This is a genomic window from Streptomyces sp. NPDC002896, assembly GCF_040295225.1.
GTDB lineage: Bacteria > Actinomycetota > Actinomycetes > Streptomycetales > Streptomycetaceae > Streptomyces.
The window spans coordinates 1-21,005 of the sequence record NZ_JBEOVA010000065.1 but is presented as its reverse complement, the minus strand read 5'-3'; the positions used below and the strand labels follow the sequence as shown (position 1 = coordinate 21,005).

Genomic DNA, 21,005 nt, shown 5'->3' with positions numbered 1-21,005 from the left:
CAGGCGCTCGTCACCGCGGCTGAGGACCGCGACGGTCTCGCCCTCGGTGACCCGGCTGAGGGTGAGTTGTTCCAGACAGAGCTCGTTGAACAGGGTGGGATTCACTGCTGCCTCCAGGAGACCGTCGAGGTACAGATGAATTTCGTTGGAGCACTGATGATTTGCGCAGACGAGCCAGCATGTCAAGGGCGGCCAGGGCTCCTCTCTCGTCTCGCCCAGCACCTTCCCATCCCCGTGTTTCCACTGTGAGACCCCTTGGCGATCCGACGCAAGGGTCGGAGAAGTAGCAGGTCAACGCCGTATAGATACGGGCGGCAAGCCTGCCGACGGACAACGCATGACCCACCCTGACACGATAAACCGGACACCTTCGACCGCTCTCCCGCCCCTGCATTTCCTCCGGGTCAAAAGGTGGACCGAGCCTTGTCGGAGGAGATTGTTTGTGTTCGTATTAGCTTGGATAGCGAGGAGTAACGCCGCGCCGGAGAGCTGTTGTTCATGCCGGCCCCGACTGCTCACGGTCGATCCGTCATGGGCAGCTGCCCGTCTCGTCATCGCTCGCAGCTAGGAGGAACATGTCCCGCCATACCCACGCCGTCACCGTCGCGGGCGGCGGTCTCGGTGGTCTGACCGCCGCCCTGTCGCTCCGCCAGCGGGGGGTGCAGTGCACCGTTCTCGAACAGGCCGCCGTGCTGGGAGAGGTGGGGGCCGGGATCCAGACGGCGCCCAACGGCAGCCGCGTCCTGCTGGCCCTGGGTCTGCGACCGCAACTCGAGGCCATCCGCACCGAACCGACCGACCAGGTGCGCCGCCGCTGGAAGGACGGCTCCATCATCGCCACCCGCCCGCTCGGCCAGGCGGTCTGGGACGAATTCGGCGCACCCTACTGGCACTTCCACCGCGCCGACCTGCACCGCGTCCTGCTGGACGCCTGCCTCGCCCCGGAACGGCCCGGCCCCGTCGTCGAGTTCCACACCGCCTCCGAGGTCGTCTCGGTCGACCTCGCCGACGAGACCCGCCCGGTGGCCGTGACCTCCGACGGCCGACGCTTCGCCGGCGACGTCCTGATCGGCGCCGACGGCGTCCACTCGAAGGTGCGGCGCGCCATCGGACTCCCCGACGGCCTCGTCTTCTCAGGTGAGATGTGCTATCGCGCCATGATCCCCGGAGACAAGCTCGCGGCCGACCCGGCGACGCGCTTCCTGCTCGACCGCTTCCACTCGACCATGTGGTACGGCCCGGACCGCCACCTGGTGCACTACTTCATCCGCGGCGGCGAATACCTCAACCTCGGCGCATCCGTCCCCAACACCATTGATCTCTCCGGAAGTTGGAGCACAACAGCCACGGTCGACGAAATGGTCGAGGCCTTCTCCGACTGGGACGACCGGATGGCCACCATCCTCTCGAAGGCCGAGGGGACCTCCAGCAAGTGGGCACTGTTCCGGCAGCGCCGCGACCCGTTCTGGGCGGACGGACACGTCGCACTCCTCGGCGACGCCTGCCACGCCATGCTGCCCTACCAGGCACAGGGCGCCTCCCAGGCCATCGAGGACGCCGCGGTCCTCGCGGAGGAACTCGCCTTCGTCCCCCGCCGCGACATCCCCGGCGCCCTGCTGCGCTACGTGTCCCGACGCGCCACCCACGCCGGCATGGTGCAGGACGCCTCACTGAAGAACCAGCGCTTCTACCACCTGCCGGACGGCCCGGAACAGCGGGAACGCGACCGCCTCCTGCGCACCTTCGAGGGCGAGTCCGACGTCTCCTACGAATGGCTCTGGCGCGGCACCCCGCTGAACAACCCGGGCGCCATGCCGCAGTCCTACCCGCTGGTCCACCGCTAGACCGTCGACCTCCGCCCCCACACGCCGGCACGACCCGGCCTGCGGGGGCCGGACACCACCGTCCGGCTCCTGAACCGAGGACGCACATGATCAACGAGCAGAGCGCACCGCACACCGGTGCGGAAAGCGACGGTCGTCGGCGCGGACGGCGCATCTCCGGCTCGGCCCTGGTGATCACCCTGGTGTTCGTCATCAGCATGACGATCCTCAACGCTGCCACCGTCGGCGTGGTCAGCTCCCTGCTGGCTGAACTCTTCCCCACCGAGTTCCGCTACACCGGCGCCTCGGTCGCCTACCAGTTCGCGGGTCTCATCGGCGGCGGAATCGGCCCGCTGCTCGCCTCCGTCCTCGCCGGGACGGGTCCCGGCGTCCACTCGGTCTCAATCATGATCGCGGCATTCTGTGTGATCAGCGCCGTCTGCGCCGGCGCACTCGGCGACACCCGCAGGGTCGACCTCAACCGCGCCTGACGACCTGCCGCCCCACGCCACCCCGCCCTGGAACGCGCCCGCGAGACCTCCGCCACCTCGACCGCGGGCCTCTGACCAGGAGACGAACGACACACCTCCCGACCGAACGCACCAGAGAAGCACGGAATTTGGAGTACGGCATGCGCAACACCGCACGGTGGAGACGGAGCAGAACCCGAGTCGTCCTTGCCCTGGCGGCAGCCCTGGCATTGACCACGCCGACGCAGGCTCACGCACAGGACGCCGACCACGGCGCCGTCCGCTGCCAAAAGCTCACCCAGCGCGCCGAGTTCACCTCGGACGGCCGGCGGGTTCCCTACACCGTCGTCGGCGAACTCTGCGCGACCGACCGCCAACTCCGGCAGGCCCGCTCGGGTCGGAGCACCGTCCAGGTGCTGATCCACGGATCGACCTACAACCACACCTACTGGAACTTCGGCACCGTCAACGGCGAGCGCTACTCCTACGCCCGCCGCGCCGCTGCCGCAGGCTTCCCCACCTTCGCCTTCGACAAGGTCGGCTTCGGTGCCAGCTCCCATCCCGACAGCTCGCTGCTGACCATCCCCGTCGCCGGCGACATCACTCACCGCGTGGTGCAGGGCCTGCGGGACGGCTCCCTCGCGGGAGTCCGCTTCGGCAAGGTGATCAGCATCGGCCACTCCTGGGGATCGGTGACGGCCTGGCGCGAGGCCATCGACTATCGCGACGTCGACGGCATCATCGTGACCGGCCTGATCCACAGCGACTCGGTCAACGACGATCTGCCCCAACACAACCACCCGGCCCTCGACGACCCGAAGTACCGCGGCACGAACCTCGACGTCGGCTACACGACGACCAAACCTGGCTCGCGCGGTTGGCTCTTCCACAACCCGGCCGACGCCGACCCGGACGTGATCGCCGCCGACGACAACAACACCCCGGCCGCCGACCAGGATTTCCACACCGAAGTCGGCAAGGACCTCAACCCGGGTGGCGAGCAGGACGGCTACGCCATGCTCTTCAGCGAGGAAACCCGGGCGATCCGGGTCCCGGTGCTGGTCGTCATGGGCAGCGCGGACCGTCTCCTGTGCGGACCCAACATCCGGGGCGGGTACTTCGACTGTTCCTCGGGCACGGCCATAGCCCGGCAGGAGGCGGCCTACTATGCGCCGCAGGCCCGGCTGACGGCCTGCTCGGTGCCGGGCGCCGGCCACTCCATCACCTTGAGCCGCCACCACGGAATCCAGGACGCGGCGGCAGCCGCATGGTCGTCCAGCGTGATCGGACAGAACGGCCGCCTGCACCGCACCCCGCTGCCGGCAGCGTGCGGATCCGCCGCTGGCCCATCCTCCCTCGGCAGCCTGCCGCGCGTTCTAAGGTGATGGTGTGAACACGGACGAATTCACCGAGGCGCCCGACGGCAAGGTCCGAGGCGCCCTTCCTCCCCCGCCCAACATGACCTCCGCGCCCGGATATGTGCTGCGTCGCCTCTACCAGGCCTATCAGGCCGCGTGGTTCAACCACGTCGATCAGGTGGCGACGAATCCGCAGGTGGCCGTGTTGATGGCCGTCGACCACTACCCCGGCGTCGAACAGGGCGCAATCGGCGAGTCCATCGCCCTCGACCGGTCGACGATGGCCAGCATCGTCACCAGGCTCGAGAAACGCGGCTGGCTGCAACGTCAGAAATCCGACGAAGACGGCCGCAAACGCCTGCTCTACCTGACCGCCAGCGGCCGCGAAACCATGGAGTCGATGATCCGCCGTGCCCGCGAACTCGACGTCCTGCTGATGGAGGGCTACGGCCCCCGCGGCCAAGGACTCGTCGTCGACCTGCTGAGTTCGCTGGTGGACCGGTGGGAGGAAGTGGCCGAGAAATGACAACGGCCGACAGGCCACCAGCGCAAACCCGAGCTCGGCCATCTGGTCCAGGGGCAGCGGCGCCTGCGACGGGCCACGCCCCGAAGGGTTTTCGGCCTGTGAGGGGAGGCCGACTGGGGCAGCCTCGGTGAGGCTGCCCCGGGGGGCTCACGCCTCGGGGATGGCCATCCCGTAGTTGTCGAGGGTGATGCTGTCGGGGTCCGGTCCGCCCCGCACGCCGGTGTCGAGCGCGTCGATCGCGGCAAGCTGCTCGCTGGAGAGCTCGAAGTCGAACACGTCGAAGTTCTCCGCGATACGGGCAGCCTTGGTCGACTTCGGAATCACGGAGCGCCCTTCCTGAACGTGCCAGCGCAACATCACCTGGGCGACCGACTTGGCGTGCGCGCGTGCGATCTCCAGCAGAGCCGGGTCGTCGAACGTGCTCTTCTCTCCGCCTCCGTAGGAGGTGATGCCGCCGATGGGCGACCACGCCTGGGGCAGGATTCCGTGCTCGGCGTGCAGCATCTGCAGCGCGGTCTGCTGGAAGTGCGGGTGAAGCTCGATCTGGTTCACCGCCGGCACGACGGACGTCTCCGCCAGCAGGCGCTCCAGGTGCTCCGGCATGAAGTTGCTCACGCCGATCGCGCGCACCTTGCCGTCGGTCAGGAGTTTCTCCAGCGCCCGGTAGGCGTCGAGCGTGAGATCGAAGCGGCTTGACAGCGGCTGGTGCAGGAGCACGAGATCGAGCTGATCGACGCCGAGCTTGCCCGCACTCTTGTCGAAGGCGTGCAGCGCGGCGTCGTAGCCGTAGTCGCTGATCCAGAACTTCGTCTCCAGGAAGACCTCGTCGCGGGCGATGCCGGAACGGCGGACGCCTTCTCATCCTCGGCGAGGTCCACGCGCGCCAGGTCCTGGCCGAACACCAGCAGCACTACAACGCGCGCCGCCCCACCGCAGCCGAAGCCAACTACCGCCCGAAACCCAGGAACAACCGCCTCCGATCCAAGCGTCGGACGCCCGCAGGGTTCTCCGCAATCGCGTCCTCCGCGGTGTGATCAGCGAGTACCGATACGCCTCTTGACCAGCGGCGATGATTATTCGAGCCCCGCACGTTCTCGGACCCCGACCTGATGGTGTACGCGTACGCCCTCGAGACGCGGGCCAAGTGCCATGTGGAGCCGACCATCACGCCTGCGCTGAGGTACGACGCGCGGGCCGAGGGTCAGTGACTCGACGCCACTGAGCACGCCCCATGGCGGGAGCCGCCTCCGACGCGGAGGCGGCTCCCCGGCTAAAACACAGCGCGCAGAGCGCGAGAGCGTACGGTGGCGACCGCGTCGCTGACCTTGCGTGGTCCAATGTGGTGGTACCCGAGACCGCGGCGGGCGGGGGTGAGAAGACAGAGGAGCGCCGTGATCGAACGGGAGCTACCACCACGGCGACCTGCGCGCCGCGCTGATCGATGCGGCACTCGCGATCGTGGCGGAGAAAGGCGTGGCCGGGCTGTCGGTGGCCGAGGCGGCCCGCCGTACGGGTGTGAGCACAGCCGCCCCGTACCGGCACTACGCGAGCCGTACCGCGCTGCTCTCGGCAGCCGCGACCGCGTCAGGCAAGCGTCTGCTGGGCCAGATGCGGGCGGCGTTCGACGGCGTCCGCAAGCGGGTCGGCGGGTCGGACGACGGCCTGGAACTCGCCGTCGAGGCACTGGCGGCAGTGCTCGGGTCTACTCACCTTCGCGCTCACCCACGGCGCGGCCTTCGAGCTGATCCTCGCAGACGAACTGCAGGACCGTCCCGACGCGGAACAACGCGAGGTCACCCGCGAGCTCACGGACCAGGTGCTTGGCCGGCGATCACCGTCACGGGTAGTCCCACCGCGGCGACACAGATGCTGTGGCGGTTCACCGCCGCCGCGCACGGATTCGCCTACCTGCCCGGCAGCGGCTTCGTCAGGGGCCACTCGGTGGACGTTGACTTCGTGGCGGACCACGCGGCCCACGTCGTGCGCACCCTCGCCCGCGCAGCTGCCCGGGATCCGTCAGCCGTGTCCGGCGGCGCCCTGCCTGTCGGGCCGGACACCGTGTGAGCCCCGCGTCCGTGGACGGCGACGCAGGGCTAAGAGTGGTTCGCCCAACGGCCAACACCTTCCTGGCACTGATGCAAGGAGTCACGACGATGACGAGGAGGCCTCGTCTGGTGCGGTCCCCAGGGCGGCCTCCTTAGCCGACGGGAGGTCGTGCGCGGTGACGTCGAGAAGCACCACCGCGTCGTAGTCGAGGGGTGCGGCCTCTTCGACGGCCTGTCGGCGATGGCCCCTGAAGCAATCGGCGCCATCCTCGATGGCAGCCTCACAGCCTGGCACCGAGCAAGCGCCCCACGCCCCCACTCCCCCGCCTGGCATGCCTGGGTCTCGGCGTTGCCTGCTGTGGGGTGTCCTCGTCTTGCTCGCTCCGCCGCCGCGGAGCCAGCACCTCGTGGAGCAGTTGCAAGCCACGCGCGACATCCTGGCGCAGCAGCAACGCCAGGCGGGCATGCTGGCGGAGCGGGCGCGCATCGCCCGGCATCTGCACGACTCCCTGGCCCGGGAACTTGCCGGGAGTCGGATGCTGCTCCAGTTGGCCGATCGGGACTGTAAGGAGCGTCGGGATGTGGCGCGGATCCGCGTCCGTGCGGTCGCCGACGGCCTGGACGCGGGCCTCGTCGAGACCCGCAGGATCATGCAGGATCTCGCCCCGTCCGCCGTCGCAGAGGCCGGTCTGGAAGGCTCGCTGCATCTGTTGTGCGCCCGTGCGCAGGCCGACGGGACCGCGGCGCGGTTGGAGTTCCGCTCGGTCGGAGCGCACCAACCACTCCTCGAGGCGCAGGGCGCAGCCACCTTGTTCCGCGTCGCCCAGAGCACGCTGGCGAACGTACGCGAATACGTGTACAACGCCTGTGCGCCCGCACGGACGGACCGGGGTTCTGGCATGCCCGCCGCTCCACGCGCGCCTGCGCGAATTCGGCGGGGACTAGCCACATCGGCATCCATGGGTGAGCCAACTCTACGAATGGCTCGCTCATCCCGTTCAACAGCGTACAAAGGAGTGAGACTTACCCCGCAACCATCGCTTCCCCCATCGGCGCGCCGGTCTTGTCGCGAACTTGCTGTTCGGTGACGCCGGGAGCAAGCGACACCAATTGAAGACCAGTCGGGGTCACGTCGAGCACTGCCAAGTCGGTGATGATCCGGTCCACGCACGCCGTGCCGGTCAGCGGGAGCGTGCACCGTTCGACGATCTTCGGGCTACCGTCCTTGGCCACGTGGTCGGTGAGCACGACGATCCGGCGGGCGCCGGCCACGAGGTCCATCGCGCCGCCCATTCCCTTCACCAGGGCACCGGGAATCGTCCAGTTCGCCAGGTCCCCGCTCGCGCTGACCTGGAGCGCCCCAAGGATGGCGATGTCGATATGTTCGCCACGGATCATCGCGAAGGAGGCCGCCGAGTCGAAGTAGCTCGCCCCGGGGTTGACCGTGACGGTCTGCTTGCCGGCATTGATGAGATCGGCGTCTTCTTCACCCTCGTACGGGAAGGGACCGAGGCCGAGGATGCCGTTTTCGCTCTGCAGTGTCACCTGCACGCCGTCGGGAACGTAGTTGGCGACCAGCGTGGGGATACCGATCCCCAGGTTGACGTAGTCGCCGTCGTGGAGTTCGGCGGCAGCAATTGCCGCCATTTCGTCGCGCGTCCAGGCCACGGGTCCTCCTACGCTGAGACGGTGTCGCGGGGGCGCACCGTGAGCTTTTCGATGTCTTTGATGCGTTGCTCGGCGAGGACCAGGCGGTCGACGTAGATGCCTGGCGTAACGACCCGTTCCGGGTCGATGTACTCCTCGGTCAGGTACTCAGCCTCGACCACCGTGACCCGCCCGCATGTCGCGACGAGCGGGTTGAAGTTCCGGGCGCTCGCCCGATAGGTGAGGTTGCCTGCCCGGTCCGCGATGTGAGCGTGCACGAGTGCGACGTCGGCAAGGATGCCTCGTTCCTGAACGTAGATTCGTCCGTCGAACTCCGCCAGCGGCTTGCCCTCGGCCACCGGGGTGCCGACGCCGGCCCGGGTGTAGAAGGCCGCGATCCCCGCACCACCGGCCCGCAGCCTCTCGGCCAGCGTCCCCTGTGGTGCAAACTCCACCTCCAGTGTCTTGTCCAGGTATTGCTGGGCGAACAACTTGTTCTCGCCGACATAAGAGGCGATCACCTTGTCCACCTGGCGGTTTTCCAGGAGAAGCCCGAGACCCTTGCCGTCGACCCCCATGTTGTTGGACACGACGGTCAGACCGGTGACCCCGCTGTCGCGAACGACCTCGATGAGGTCGTTGGGGATGCCACACAGGCCGAATCCGCCGACAGCGATCGTCATCCCGGACCTGAGCACGTCGACCAATGCGTCCTTCGCAGTCACGCGCAGCTTCGACAACTCATCACCTTTCATTTGTGTGTTCGCTAAACGAGCATCAGCAGTGAGGCCTGATTGCCAGGTCCGCACCCGGCTCAATGCGGATGCTGGGTGCGGACCTGTCGCGTACGACCTCTCGTGCGACGGCCAAGCGGAGGCTCAGGCCTTCTTCGTCTCCCAGAAGATCTTGTCGATCCGGGCGATGTAGTCCAGCGCCTTCTGGCCGGTCGCCGGGGCGGTCGACGCCTTGGCGGCCGAGAGGGCCTTCAGGGCGTCGTTGACCAGCTGGTGCAGCTCCGGGTACTTCTCGTAGTGCGGGGGCTTGAAGTAGTCGCTCCACAGCACCGACACGTGGTGCTTCGCGAGCTCGGCGCGCTGCTCCTTGATGACGGCAGCGCGGGCCTGGAAGTGCGGGTCGTCGTTGGCGGCCATCTTCTCCTGGACGGCCTTCACCGACTCCGCCTCGATGCGGGCCTGGGCCGGGTCGTACACACCGCAGGGCAGGTCGCAGTGGGCACTGGCCTTCACCTTGGGGGCAAGCAGGCGGGAAAGCATGGACATAGTCCTTCCTCGTGATCGTGGTCTTGGGGGAGGTTGGTCCGCGGGCCGGAGGTCTTCACCGGCGCGGCCCGCCCGGGTGAGCAGGCCGCGCCGGCTGCCGGCCGCACGGTTACAGGGTCGAGAGCAGGGCGCCCCAGCCGTCGAGCCGCTCCTTGATGCCCAGCTTGCCGAGCAGGCTCCAGAAGAACGCCGAGTCGCTGGTGATCACGGGCTTCTGCAGGTCGTCCTCGAGGGCGGCGATGATGTCCATGGTGTGCACGGCGCCGCCGGTCAGCAGGACGCAGTCGGCCTCGGGTGCCTCCGCCGCGACGGCGCGGGCGCTCTGGTACGCGAGGCTGTTCGGGTACCAGTACCGCGGCTGCCGCAGGAAGCTCTCGTCCGTCAGGAAGCCCTGGTGGACCCAGTTCTTCATGGTCAGGACGCGGAAGCCTGCGTCGTCGAGGAACTTGGTGTAGCGCTCGCACAGGTCGGCCGAGTAGTACGTGGAGGCCACGGCCACCGATTCGAATCCGCAGCTGCGCAGCGCCTCGATGATCGACAGGCCCATCATGGTCACCGGCTTCTGCGCGGCGTCCTCGAGCCGGGCCTGCATCTTCAGCGCGAACTGCAGGCCGTCCTCGTGGGCGAACGAGAAGGGCGTCCCGGCCTGGCCGATGACGTCCATGCCGCCAGCGCTCAGCGCACGCGCGCAGTGCTCCAGCTGCTCCACGGCCTGCAGGATGAAGCTCGGGTCGACCCGGAAGTCGGGCACGTACGGCACGGTCTGATAGGCCGCCACCCCCTCGGGGGCGACCCGCATCAGCTCGAGGTGGCTGTTGTCGATCGCCGGTGTCGCGATCAGGCCGACCTTGCCACGCCAGCCGACATCGGAAGCCCAACGAGTCATGCGTTCTTCTCCTCTTCTCTTTCTTTTTCTTTCGACAGGGCGTCCGGAGAGAGGGCTCTCCGGATGCCCCGACCGGCGCCGTGCGCCGGACTGCTCACCCTCAGTTGAGGCTGACCTTGCGGGTGTCGCCGAGCAGGGCCGTACAGAGGGCGCTGAGCCCGCAGAAGACGGCGATCATCGTCGAGACGCCGATCGCTCCGGGCCCTCCGGGCGCTACGAAGACCGCGGCGATCAGCGGACCGATCCCACCGCCGATGAGGGCGGCGAACTGGTAGGCCAGTGAGGTTCCGGTGTAGCGGGAGCGCGTCGGGAACAGTTCGCTGAGCAGCGCCCCCACCGGGCCGAGGGCGGCCGCTTCCAGAATCGACATGCTGATGACGAAGGCCAGCACGACCATCACCGTCGAACCCGTGCCGACCATCGGGAACATCAGGAACGCGAAGAGCCCGAACAGGATCGACGCGGGGACGTAGACCGCGCGCCGGCCGATCCGGTCGGACAGCACGGCGAACAGCGGGACCGCCACGGCCATGCCGGCCACCGCGAAGGTCAGGGAGTTCAGCATGAGCTGCCGCGAGACGCCGGCGTGACTCACGCCCCACGAGATGAGGAAGACCTTCACGATCGACTGGGCCATGACGGGCCCGCAGTAGACGCCGATGGCGAGCAGCAGCCGACCCGGCTGCTCACGCAGCAGGGCGAGCAGCGGAGCGGACGCCGGCCGCGCGTCGTCGGCCTTGCGTTCCCGTGCTGCGGCGAAGACCGGGCTCTCGTCGACGTTGAGCCGGATGTACGCGCCGACGGCGATCAGCAGGACCGAGGCGAGGAAGGGCAGGCGCCAGCCCCACGCCAGGAACTGGTCCTCTTCCAGCCCGCCCAGGGCGGCGAAGGAGGCACTGGCCAGGAGCACACCGAGGGAGGATCCCACTCCGGTCGCGCTGCCGAAGAACCCGCGGGATTTCTGGCTCCCGGTCTCGACGGACATCAGCACGGCGCCGCCCCACTCTCCGCCGACCGCGAGTCCCTGGATGAGGCGGAGGGTGACCAGCAGGACCGGTGCGAGCGTCCCGACCTGCGCCGCGGTCGGCAGTATGCCGACGAGGACGGTGGACGCCCCCATCAGGAAGAGCGTCACCAGGAGCACCGATTTGCGGCCGACCCGGTCACCGAAGTGACCGAAGATGATGCCGCCCAGGGGGCGCGCCACGTACCCGGTCGCGAAGGTCGCCAGGGACGCGATCAGACCCACCGCCGGCGAGGAGGAGGCGAAGAAGACAGTCCCGAAGACGAGGCTCGCGGCGGTGCCGTAGATGGCGAAATCGTAGAACTCGACCACGCTGCCGATCAGGCTGGCCAGGTACACGCGCCGCTGCTGGCTGCGGTTCGCGGTGGTCTCCTCAATGACGCCGGGAGTGCCCGCGGGCTCCACCTCGATGGTGTCTCTGGGGGCCGGCCCGCCGGCCTTCTTGCTGATTTCCAATGCCTTCACCCTCCTCATGGGGCCGCGACTTCACCCTGGAAGGCGAGGTCGGGGCCCGGCTGCGATGCCTTGCAGAGATGCGGTGCACCGACACAGACGGTTGTGCTCGTACTCGGTATGAGGGCGCGCCGGATTCGCCATCGAACGAGCGCGGTGTGCGGCCGCGCCCGTACTGGGCGGGGCCGTCCTCGAGGTGGTGCGGATGCTCGCTGCGGGCCGAGGCGTCCTGCACCGTGCCGACGGGGGTGGCGCACCGGGCGACACGGCCCGCGAGTGCGCGCCGCGGACGACAGTGAGCACGGCGTGCTCCTCGATTGCCCGTGAGGCCCCTATGCCTGACTGGGCAGCGTGACGTGGCCGGCATTGCCGAGCGACCGCCGGCGCACCGACGCAGTGGCGGTCAGGCCGCCGAGACCGGCGCCGGCGACGAGCACACGATGGGAATGGCGGGGCAATCTTCCTCCCAACGGGGAGTGAGGACGGGAGTCTGCCATCCGCCGTGGACGGCCGAATGAGCTGTGCTCGATCAACTAGCGCCGCTCGGCGGATGATTCGCCCTGCGGGTGAGGTAATACGAGCACAGACTATCTCTGCCGCGCAAGAGGGTTCGGGCACTTCGACGTCTGCGTGCCCCCTGGAGCCAGCCGACACTACCTCTCCGCTCGCCACCCCCCTGACGGTACGCCAGAGACCTCTCCGACCCCCAATAGCACCTGTTCAAGCACCTTTTGCCGGCATGGCGTCACGCACTCACGGTGACCGCCGCCTCGGTCTCCGTCCGGGAACCGGACCAGCCCTCACCGGTGCGGCCCCTCGCCGCCCGCTGGTGCGCATCCCGGCCAGAGGCAGTATGCTCCGCGTTCAGATTAATGTGCTGTGCGGGCCCGGAGCAGGCGATCCCGGCCACGGTCCGGTCACCACCGCGGCCGCGCGGGAGAGCGCCGTGCCCGCACCGGGCGAGCGCGCGACAGCGTGCCGACGACAAATCCACGAACGGAGAGTCCGCTCCATGACGACCTCGGGTACCACAGCAACTGCGGGACGCCGGCTGCGCGAACTCCTCTCGCGGCCGGGCCCGCTCGTGGCGCCGGGCGCCTATGACGCGCTCTCAGCCCTGCTCGTCGAGAAGGCCGGGTTCGACGCCGTCTACATGACCGGCTTCGGGACCACGGCCGGGCTGCTGGGCCGCCCCGACATCGGTCTGCTGACCGGCAGCGAGATGGCCGACAACGCCCGCCGGCTGGTCGCCGCCACACACCTGCCGGTCATCGCCGACGGGGACACCGGGTACGGCAACGCCCTCAACGTGCGCCGCACCGTGCAGGTCTACGAGCAGGCCGGGGTGGCGGCGATCCAGCTCGAGGACCAGGTCACGCCGAAGCGGTGCGGGCACATGGCCGGCAAAGCGATCGTGCCGCTCGCGGAGATGCTCGGGAAGATCCGCGCCGCCACTGAGGCCCGCAGCGACCCCGACTTCGTGGTCATCGCGCGGACTGACGCGGTGGCTGTGGAGGGCGTGGACGCGGCCGTCGAGCGGGCCCGCGCTTTCGCCGAGGCCGGCGCCGACCTGCTGTTCGTCGAGGCGCCCGCCTCGGAGGCGGAGATCGAGCAGGTGGCGGGCCGGCTGGCGGGCGTGGCACCGCTCGTCTTCAACTGGGCGGAGGGGGGCAAGACGCCGCCACTGAGCCTGGACCGCATCGCCGAACTCGGGTTCGGACTGGTGCTGTTCCCGATCGGCACCCTGCTCGCCGCGACCGCGGGGATGCGGGGGCTGCTGGAGACGCTGCGCAAGGACGGCACCCCCCAGGCAGCCCTCCCGGGCCTCCCTGGGTTCGACGAGTTCACCGACCTCGTCGGGCTGCCCGAGGTGCGCGAGCTGGAACAGCGTTACACCTGACAGGCCGCGGGACCCGCGCCGCCGACGGCCACCGCGCGCGGTCAGCGGCCCCCGGGTGCCGGCGAATGCCCGTTGGACCGTCGCAAGGAGAACACAGATGCTGGACATCGCCGCGGAGCTCACTCGATGGGCCGAGGAGGGCCGCGACTTCGCCGTCGCCACGGTGGTGGCCGTCGGCGGCAGCGCGCCGCGGCAGCCGGGGGCCGCGCTCGCCGTGGACTCCCAGGGCACCGCGGTCGGCTCGGTCTCCGGCGGATGCGTGGAGGGCGCCGTCTACGAACTCTGCCAGCAGGCCCTGGCGGACGGCGAGACCGTCCTGGAGCGCTTCGGCTACAGCGACGAGGACGCCTTCGCCGTCGGCCTGACCTGCGGTGGCGTCATCGACGTCCTCGTCACCCCGGTCCGCGCGGACTCCCCCTCCCGGGAGGTGTTCGCGGCCGCGCTCTCCGCCGCCGCCCGCAAGGAGGCGGCGGCGCTCGCACGGCCGCTTTCCGGGCCTCCCGGACTCCTGGGCCGCGCCCTGCTCGTACGGAACGACGGCTCGTACACGGGCGAGACCGGCGGGCACTCCGAGCTGGACCGCACCGTCGCCGCGGAGGCCCGCGCCTTCCTCGACGTGGGCCGCACCGGCACCCGGGAGATCGGAGCGCGGGGCTCGCGCTGCGGGGCACCGGTCACCCTGTTCGTCGAGTCGTCAGTGCCGCCGCCCAGGATGATCGTGTGCGGCGCGATCGACTTCGCTGCGGCGCTCGTCCGCGTCGGAAAGTTCCTGGACTACCGCGTGACCGTGTGCGACGCCCGCCCGGTCTTCGCCACACGCGCCCGTTTCCCCGAGGCCGACGAGGTCGTCGTCGCGTGGCCGCACGACTATGTGGAGCGCACGGAGGTCGACGCGCGCACCGTGCTCTGCGTCCTGACGCATGACCCCAAGTTCGACGTCCCCCTGCTGACGACTGCCCTGCGACTCCCCGTCGCGTACGTCGGGGCGCTGGGCTCCCGCCGTACCCATCTCGACCGCACGAGGCGCCTCCGGCAGGCCGGCGTCACGGAGGCGGAGCTCGCCCGCCTCCACTCGCCCATCGGCCTGGATCTCGGCGCGCGCACGCCCGAGGAGACGGCCCTGTCCATCGCCGCGGAGATCGTGGCCGCCCGGCGCGGCGGCAGCGGTGTCCCGCTGACCGGCGCGTCCCTGCCGATTCACCACGACCCGATTCACGACGACGGGCCGCGTCCGGGCGCGCGGCGCCTCGGCCCGGTCGCCTGACGCGAGGAATCCCCGTCCCGTGCCGGTGGCCGCCACTGGCAGCACGAACGGGCTCCTGCCGCGACGTCGTCGCAGCAGGAGCCCGTTCCCCGTCGTGCCGCCCCTGTCAGCCCGTTCGCCCGGACCGGGCCGCCTTCCACAGCCGCTCCGGGGTGAGCGGCAGGGCGTTGCACTCGATGCCGAGGGCGTCCGACACCGCGTTGGCGAGCGCCGCCGGCGCCGCGACCGTCCCGCCCTCCGCCATGCCCTTGCTCCCGAGGATCGCGTCCGGCACCGGCAGCGCCAGGTGCCTGGTCCGGGCCCGGGGAACCTCGCGGGCGGTCGGCAGGATGTAGTCCATCAGCGACGCCGTCAGGGGCGTGCCCGTCTCGTCGTAGTGGAGCGATTCGTAGAGCGCGCCGCCGATGCCCTGGGCGATGGCGCCCTGGGTCTGTCCCGCGACGATGAGCGGGTTGACGACGCGTCCGCAGTCCTCGGCGACCACCCAGTCGAGGATCTCGACGTCGCCGGTCTCCGGGTCGACGCTGACCCGGCACGCGTGCGTGGCGTAGGAGAACAGCACGTGTTCCGGGTCGAACCGCCGGCTCACCCGGTAGCGGCCCGGGTCGGCGGTCTTGGCCAGCTCGGCGAAGCTCACCGACCGCGTGGGCAGGTCCCGGACCGTGACGCAGCTCCGCGCGATGTCGAGCCCGTCGGCCGCCACGCCGAGCCGGGCGGCGGCGTCCTCCAGGAGCCGCCCGCGCAGCTCGGTGCCGGCCAGGTGCAGCGCCCCGGCGCCGATGTTCGCGCTCCGTGACGCGCCAGTCCCGGTGCCCTCGATGTCGCTGACACCGGTGTCGCTCTGCACCACCCGGACGTCCGCGAAGTCGACTCCGACGGAATCGGTGGCGAGCTGGGCGAAGGTCGTCGTCGTGCCCTGCCCGATCGAGGGCAGCGTCGTCCAGACCCTCAGCACGCCCTCGGCGTCCAGCTCCATGTGGCAGCCGTCGAAGCCGCTCACGGCGCTCATCCCGCGCGCCCGGAACATCTTCGAGTTGGTCCCGGTCCATTCGACGTAGGCGGCGATGCCCAGCCCGAGGAGCCTGCCGCCGGCCCGGGCCGCCCGCTTGTCGCTCTCGAACGTGTCGTAGCCGATCAGCTCCAGCGCGGCGTCGAGCGCGGCGTGGAAGTCACCGCTGTCGTAGCGCTGGTTGGTGACCGAGGTGTAGGGCATTTCGGACGCGGCCACCAGGTTGCGGCGGCGTACCTCCGCGCGGTCGACGCCCGTCGTCGCGGCCACGATGTCCATGATCCGCTCGTGGACGAGGGTGGAAACGGGCAGCCCGACCCCGCGGTAGGCCGCCGAGGGGCACTTGTTGGTGGCGACCGAGCGGGCGCGGGCGTGGTAGTTGCGCAGGCGGTAGGGGCCGGGTGCCAGGCCGAAGACGCCGAGCACCTCGAGGACGTGGCCGAGCGGGTAGGTGCCGTACGCGCCGATGTCGCAGACCACGTCGACGTCGAGTGCCAGGAGGGTGCCGTCCGCGCCGGCGGCGGCGCGCACCCGGACCTCCATCTCGCGCGCGTGCGCCGAGGCCAGCAGGCTCTCCTCGCGGTCCGCGACCCATTTCACCGTCCGGTCGAGGAGCAGCGCCAGCCGGCCGACGGCTATCTCCTCGGGGTAGTTGACGCCCTTGTGGCCGAACCCGCCGCCGATGTCGGGGCAGCGCACGAGGACGTCGTCGGTCCCGTACAACTGGCGCGCGATGCGCCGGAGGGTGTGCGGGAACTGGGTCGAGCACCAGATCGTCACGCCGCCGCCGTCCGGGATCGCGGCGGCGCCGAAGGTCTCCATGGGCGAGGCGGTCACCCGGGGGTGGTGGAAGGTCCGCTCGATGACGTGGGCGGCGGTGGCGAAGGCGCCGTCCGGGTCGCCGAAGCTCTTCTCCTGCTCGAAGACGACGTTGCCGGCGCCGTCCGGCTGCTCGTGCAGGACCGGCCCGGACGGGTCGAGCGCGCCGGCGATGTCGGTCGCCACCGGCAGCGGGTCGATCGCGACCTCGACGAGGGCCGCCGCGTCCTCGCCCGCGTACCGGGACTCCGCGACGACGACCGCGACGGGTTCGCCGACGAAGCGGACGCGGTCGTGGGCGAGCACCGGGCGGGGCGGGCTGAAGATGTCCTCCTGCAGCGGTGTGACGATGTCGGGCAGCGCCAGCTCGGCCGCGGTGAACACGCCGACGACGCCCGGGACGCGGGCGGCCGCCCCGGTCCGGACGGACCGGATGGTCCCGTGCGCGACCGTGCTGCGCACGAAGACCGCGTGGAGCGTGCCGGGCAGGTCGAGGTCGTCGAGGAACCTCCCCCGGCCGGTGAGCAGCGCCTGGTCCTCCACCCGCGGCACGGCCCGGCCGGCCAGGGAACCGCCCACGGCTCCTGCCCCTTCCACCGCGTTTCCCATTGATCTCCCCTTTCGGACGTGACGTATGAGGGCGCCGCCAGCTATGGACCGGCGGCTACTGGTGACCAGGAACGATCACGGCTTTGATCGTCTCCTGGCGTCCGACCGCGTCGAGCGCCTGCTGCGCCTGGTCCAGCGGGAACCGGTGCGACACGACCTCGGCCAGGGGGAGCCGGTGGTGGTAGTGGCGGGCGACCTCGACTGCCTGGTGGAGGTGGCGGGGCCGGGACAGCGCCGAGCCGATGATGCGCAGGTTCGCGTTGTTGACGATGCGGGGTGTCAGCTCCGACGAGCCGGGCGCGGACCACAGGCCCACGATCAGGTAGCGGCCGCCGCGGGCGGTCATCGACAGGCCCTCGGCGAAGGCCTCGACCCGGCCCGTCGCCTCGATGACGACGTCGGCGCCCCGTCCGCGGGTCGCGTCCAGGACCGCGGCGATGCGGGACTCGGCGTCGGGTGCGGCGGCGAGGTCGACGGTCTCGGTGGCGCCGAGCCGCTTCGCCATCTCCAGTCGCAGGGCGGGGCCGCCGACGACCACGATGTCGCCCGCCCCGGCGAGGCGGGCGAGCATGACGGCGGCGAGGCCGACCGGCCCGCATCCCTGGACGACGACGCGCTGGCCGAAGCTGATGCCGCCGAGCCGCTCCATGGCGTGCAGCATCGTCGGCATGGCGCAGCCGAACGCGATGACCGCCTCCGGCGGGGTGTCCTCGGGCACCCGGAAGAAGGACAGGCCCGCGGGCAGGCTGGCGTACTCGGTGTAGGTCGCGATCGGCGGGGTCAGCGGGTCCTTGAAGCGTCCCGGTGACAGGTGGGGGCAGAGGGAGACGTCCTCGAGCACCGTGCAGGCGTGGCAGCGGTGGCAGGGTTTCAGCGGCACCCAGTAGACGAGGTCGCCGGGGGCTATCGGCTCCCCGGCGTAATCGGTGTTCACGTCCGGGCCGAGCTCCTCGACGCGGCCGATGCCCTCGTGGCCCAGCACCATCGGGCCGGGGAAGGCGACCTCGCCGAGCGTGTAGTGGTGGTCGGTGCCGCACACACCGGCCATCTCCACGGAGACCACCACGTCCCCGCCGGCCGGGGTGGGCACCGGGCCCTCCCAGATCTCCACCGGCGAGCCCGGTGCGGTCAGCACGGCTCTCTTCGCGATACGCATCGCTCTGCTCTCTCCTCCGTCGGCGCGTCAACCGCGCCGGCTCTCGTTCGGGCGGCTGCCTGGGGCAGCCCGGGCCGCCGGACGGCATCGCGGGCCGCGGTGCGGCACAGCCCGCGATGCCGGGGGCGGCGGGTGGTCAGATGGTCAGGCCGCCGTCGACCACCATGGCCGCGCCGGTCACGAAGGACGCGGCGTCCGAGGCGAGGAACGCCACCATCGCGGCGATCTCCTCCGGCTCGGCGTAGCGCTGGAGCGCCACCCTGGCCGCCATCTTCCCCTGCTCCGCCTGGGGCGTGGCACTGCCGGCGACGCGCTGGGTGTCCAGCGAGGCCATCATCCGGGTGTCGACGGGACCGGGGCAGACGGCGTTGACCCGGATCCCGCCGGCCGCGAGGTCGCTCGCCGCGGTGCGGGTCAGCCCGATCACCGCGTGCTTGCTGGCGGTGTACGGGGCGAGGTGGCGCGAGGCCCGGATGCCCGCCACCGAGGCGATGTTGACGATCGCGCCCTTGCCCGCGTCCAGCATCGACGGCACCACGTGTTTGATGTTCAGCCAGGCGCCGCGCGCGTTCGTCGCCCAGACCGCGTCGAACTCCTCCTCCGTGTACTCGTGCACGGCGCGGACCCGGCCCTCGATCCCGGCGTTGTTCACCAGCAGCCCGGGCGGGCCGAGTTCGGACGTGACCCGGGCCACGTACGCCTCGACCTCGGTGCCGCGGGTGACGTCCGCGCCGATGGCCAGCAGTTTCGCCTCGGGCAGCGTGGCGCGGATCTTCTCCGCGGTGCGCTCGGCGGCCTCCTGGTCGAGGTCGACCAGGGCCACCGACGCGCCGCCGCGGGTGAGTTCGAGGGCGGTCGCGCCGCCGATCCCGCCGGCGGCCCCGGTCACGATGGCCACGCCGTCGAAGGGCGCCGACGATGCCGCGCTCACCGCTCCACCCCCGCTTCCACCGGCGTCCGTGACGCGGCCGCACCCGGGCGGCCGAGGTGTCGCAGCGCCTCGGCCGTGCCGACGACGTCGGCGTACTTGGCGTCGAGGTCGGCCAGATTGTTCTCGTGCAGTGCCGGGGTGCGGTCGGCGCACGCCTCACGGACCACCTGCGGGCGGAATCCGTGGTTGAGCGCGTCCATCGCCGTGGCCCGCACGCATCCGGACGTGGAGACCCCGGCGATGACCAGGGTGTCCACGCCGGCGGTGTACAGCGTCGAGGCCAGCGAGGTGCCGAAGAACGCGCTGGCGTAGTGCTTGGAGACGATCACGTCGGCGTGACCGGGGACGAGCGCCTGCTCGCCCCAGCCCCCGTCCGCGCCGGCGGCGAAGGCCCGCAGGGCGGGCACCTTGCGTACGAACAGGCCGCCGTCGGAGAGGTCCGCCGCGTAGCGCACGGCGGTCCACAGCACCGGGTGGCCGCCGGACCGGGCGGCCTCGACCAGCGCCGCGGTCGTCTCGACCACCGTGCCCGCGCCCCGCAGCGCGAACGGGCCGTCCGGCTCGGTGTAGGCCCGGACCAGGTCGATCACCAGCAGGGCGGGGCGCCTGCCCCAGCCCACCCGGCCGGAGAACGCGCTCCCGTGCGGTCCGCCGGGCTCCTCTTTCTCATGACTTGTCATCGATTCCTCTTCCTTGCCGCCCCGCGGAACACCGTCCCGCGGGGCGCTCGTTCAGCGGCCGGCGCCGGTCCACTCGGTGAGCAGCTCGCGTACGACGGACACGGACCGCTCTGGGGCGTCCCAGAAGACCATGTGCCCGGCGCCCGGGACGCCGATCAGGCGTGCGGCCGGGTTGACCGCCGCGGCCTCGGCGACGCCGGCGGCGGGCACCATGGGGCTGTCCTCGCCGTACACGAGGGCCGTCGGGGCGGCGACCCGCGGCCACCAGTCGAAGAAGTCCTCGTGCTCGAACCCGTGATGGGTCGCCTCTACGGCCGTGGCATCGCAGGTGGAGAGCCACCGCGCGCGCAGCTCCTGCTCGCGCCGCGGCCAGGCGGGCCACACCGCGGCGACGTCGTCTGCGGTGATCCCGCCGGCCGCCGCGTCCAGCTGCTCCCGGAACGCGGCGAGGATGACGGGGTACGGGCCCCGGCCCGGTCCGCTCAGGGGCGGGTCGACGAGGACCGTGCCCCGGAGCTCCATCCCCCGGGCCGACGCGGCGGCGGCGACCCGCGCGCCCATCGAGTGCCCGAGCAGGACGGGCCGGTCCAGTCCGAGACCGTCCACCACCGCGGCGACGTCGTCGGCGTACCGCTCCAGGGCGTAGGAGTCGCCGGAGTCCGACAGCCCCCGTCCCCGCATGTCGACCACGACCGGCCGGACCAGGCCGCGCAGGGCCCGTGCGACGAAGTCCATGGTGATCGCCGGGCTGGTGATGCCGGGAAGAAGCACGGCCGGCACGCCGTCGCCGCCGTAGTCGAGGGCGTGGATCCGCACCTGCCCCGAGCGCACCCACCGGCTGGTAGCTGGGGTGTCGGCGAGGTCGGCCAGCGCGCTCTGGAGCACTGTCCGGGCCGTCCCGGCGGCCAGGGCCGCGGTGGTCATCGCACCACCGCCGGGGCGGGAACGCCGGGCGCGTGTCCGGCTGGCGGGCTGTACGTGTTCATCGAGTCGGGCCTCCGGTCCGCGGATTCGAGGTCAGCGCCGGGCGGCCGGACGCATGTCCTCGACGGTGAGCTCGCCCTTGTCCACGATCAGCTCGTCGTCCAGGTAGAGCGAGCAGCCGTGCATGGGGATGTCCAGGTG

21 protein-coding genes and 1 pseudogene are annotated in these 21,005 nt (G+C 70.7%); 9 read left to right on the top strand and 13 right to left on the bottom strand.

The genetic code is table 11. The features are described 5' to 3' along the window. Positions 1-575 precede the first annotated feature (575 nt). The 4 genes from ABT009_RS45705 to ABT009_RS45690 all read left to right on the top strand — a co-directional run bounded on the left by ABT009_RS45705 (position 576) and on the right by ABT009_RS45690 (position 4,177). On the top strand, positions 576-1,844 hold the full coding sequence (locus tag ABT009_RS45705; protein ID WP_351308818.1) for an FAD-dependent monooxygenase: 1,269 nt from the start codon (positions 576-578) through the stop codon (positions 1,842-1,844). An 86-nt stretch (positions 1,845-1,930) separates the two neighbouring features. Continuing rightward, entirely contained in the window at positions 1,931-2,314 is a 384-nt protein-coding gene (locus ABT009_RS45700) for an MFS transporter (protein WP_351308815.1), read from the top strand. A gap of 140 nt (positions 2,315-2,454) precedes the next feature. Continuing rightward, positions 2,455-3,678: an alpha/beta hydrolase gene (locus ABT009_RS45695; protein WP_351308812.1), complete on the top strand. Its 1,224-nt coding sequence runs from the start codon at positions 2,455-2,457 to the stop codon at positions 3,676-3,678. 4 nt (positions 3,679-3,682) lie between these two features. Next, on the top strand, positions 3,683-4,177 hold the full coding sequence (locus ABT009_RS45690; RefSeq protein WP_351308809.1) for a MarR family winged helix-turn-helix transcriptional regulator: 495 nt from the start codon (positions 3,683-3,685) through the stop codon (positions 4,175-4,177). A gap of 147 nt (positions 4,178-4,324) precedes the next feature. On the opposite strand, the gene ABT009_RS45685 is transcribed toward ABT009_RS45690, so the two are convergent. After that, complete coding sequence (locus tag ABT009_RS45685; protein ID WP_351308824.1) at positions 4,325-5,014, bottom strand: aldo/keto reductase; 690 nt, start codon at positions 5,012-5,014, stop codon at positions 4,325-4,327. Between the two features lie 585 nt (positions 5,015-5,599). Between ABT009_RS45685 and ABT009_RS45680 the strand changes: the two are divergent. Beyond that, positions 5,600-5,740 (top strand): annotated as a pseudogene (locus tag ABT009_RS45680) (TetR family transcriptional regulator); the annotation flags it as partial. Positions 5,741-5,761: 21 nt separating this feature from the next. On the opposite strand, the gene ABT009_RS45675 reads toward ABT009_RS45680, so the two are convergent. Beyond that, the gene (locus ABT009_RS45675; RefSeq protein WP_351308806.1) at positions 5,762-5,887 is read right to left on the bottom strand and encodes a hypothetical protein; all 126 of its coding nucleotides are present in this window, start codon (positions 5,885-5,887) and stop codon (positions 5,762-5,764) included. Between the two features lie 156 nt (positions 5,888-6,043). Between ABT009_RS45675 and ABT009_RS45670 the strand changes: the two genes are divergently transcribed. Next, positions 6,044-6,241, top strand: a complete 198-nt coding sequence (locus ABT009_RS45670) for a hypothetical protein (RefSeq protein ID WP_351308803.1) — start codon at positions 6,044-6,046, stop codon at positions 6,239-6,241. A gap of 253 nt (positions 6,242-6,494) precedes the next feature. Beyond that, positions 6,495-7,310, top strand: a complete 816-nt coding sequence (locus tag ABT009_RS45665; RefSeq protein ID WP_351308800.1) for a sensor histidine kinase — start codon at positions 6,495-6,497, stop codon at positions 7,308-7,310. On the opposite strand, the gene ABT009_RS45660 is transcribed toward ABT009_RS45665, so the two are convergent. From ABT009_RS45660 to ABT009_RS45640, 5 genes are all read right to left on the bottom strand, one after another. Beyond that, positions 7,246-7,890, bottom strand: coding sequence for a CoA transferase subunit B (locus tag ABT009_RS45660; protein ID WP_351308797.1), 645 nt, complete (start codon positions 7,888-7,890; stop codon positions 7,246-7,248). The genes ABT009_RS45665 and ABT009_RS45660 overlap by 65 nt on opposite strands. A gap of 8 nt (positions 7,891-7,898) precedes the next feature. Further along, complete coding sequence (locus tag ABT009_RS45655; RefSeq protein WP_502990092.1) at positions 7,899-8,609, bottom strand: CoA transferase subunit A; 711 nt, start codon at positions 8,607-8,609, stop codon at positions 7,899-7,901. Between the two features lie 138 nt (positions 8,610-8,747). Continuing rightward, entirely contained in the window at positions 8,748-9,143 is a 396-nt protein-coding gene (gene sodN / locus ABT009_RS45650; RefSeq protein WP_351308821.1) for a superoxide dismutase, Ni, read from the bottom strand. A 115-nt stretch (positions 9,144-9,258) separates the two neighbouring features. After that, entirely contained in the window at positions 9,259-10,035 is a 777-nt protein-coding gene (locus tag ABT009_RS45645) for a maleate cis-trans isomerase family protein (RefSeq protein WP_351308791.1), read from the bottom strand. 100 nt (positions 10,036-10,135) lie between these two features. After that, entirely contained in the window at positions 10,136-11,515 is a 1,380-nt protein-coding gene (locus tag ABT009_RS45640) for an MFS transporter (protein ID WP_351308788.1), read from the bottom strand. 1,009 nt (positions 11,516-12,524) lie between these two features. Here ABT009_RS45640 and ABT009_RS45635 point away from each other — a divergent pair. Beyond that, complete coding sequence (locus ABT009_RS45635) at positions 12,525-13,412, top strand: isocitrate lyase/PEP mutase family protein (RefSeq protein WP_351308785.1); 888 nt, start codon at positions 12,525-12,527, stop codon at positions 13,410-13,412. A gap of 97 nt (positions 13,413-13,509) precedes the next feature. Continuing rightward, on the top strand, positions 13,510-14,676 hold the full coding sequence (locus ABT009_RS45630) for an XdhC family protein (RefSeq protein ID WP_351308782.1): 1,167 nt from the start codon (positions 13,510-13,512) through the stop codon (positions 14,674-14,676). Between the two features lie 106 nt (positions 14,677-14,782). Here ABT009_RS45630 and ABT009_RS45625 read toward each other — a convergent pair whose 3' ends face one another. The 6 genes from ABT009_RS45625 to ABT009_RS47655 form a co-directional block, all read right to left on the bottom strand. Beyond that, positions 14,783-17,113 carry a xanthine dehydrogenase family protein molybdopterin-binding subunit gene (locus tag ABT009_RS45625; RefSeq protein WP_351308779.1) on the bottom strand — a complete coding sequence of 777 codons (2,331 nt, stop codon included), beginning with the start codon at positions 17,111-17,113 and terminating at the stop codon, positions 14,783-14,785. A gap of 55 nt (positions 17,114-17,168) precedes the next feature. Further along, positions 17,169-18,269: a zinc-binding dehydrogenase gene (locus ABT009_RS45620; protein ID WP_351308777.1), complete on the bottom strand. Its 1,101-nt coding sequence runs from the start codon at positions 18,267-18,269 to the stop codon at positions 17,169-17,171. Between the two features lie 136 nt (positions 18,270-18,405). Continuing rightward, positions 18,406-19,200 (bottom strand): SDR family NAD(P)-dependent oxidoreductase, encoded by a 795-nt coding sequence (locus ABT009_RS45615; protein ID WP_351308774.1) that lies wholly within the window; start codon positions 19,198-19,200, stop codon positions 18,406-18,408. After that, the gene (locus ABT009_RS45610; RefSeq protein WP_351308771.1) at positions 19,197-19,880 is read right to left on the bottom strand and encodes an isochorismatase family protein; all 684 of its coding nucleotides are present in this window, start codon (positions 19,878-19,880) and stop codon (positions 19,197-19,199) included. The genes ABT009_RS45615 and ABT009_RS45610 overlap by 4 nt, the downstream gene beginning before the upstream one ends. 51 nt (positions 19,881-19,931) lie before the next feature. Next, the gene (locus tag ABT009_RS45605) at positions 19,932-20,804 is read right to left on the bottom strand and encodes an alpha/beta fold hydrolase (protein ID WP_351308768.1); all 873 of its coding nucleotides are present in this window, start codon (positions 20,802-20,804) and stop codon (positions 19,932-19,934) included. A gap of 93 nt (positions 20,805-20,897) precedes the next feature. Further along, positions 20,898-20,996, bottom strand: coding sequence for a hypothetical protein (locus ABT009_RS47655; protein WP_502990093.1), 99 nt, complete (start codon positions 20,994-20,996; stop codon positions 20,898-20,900). Positions 20,997-21,005: the final 9 nt, after the last annotated feature.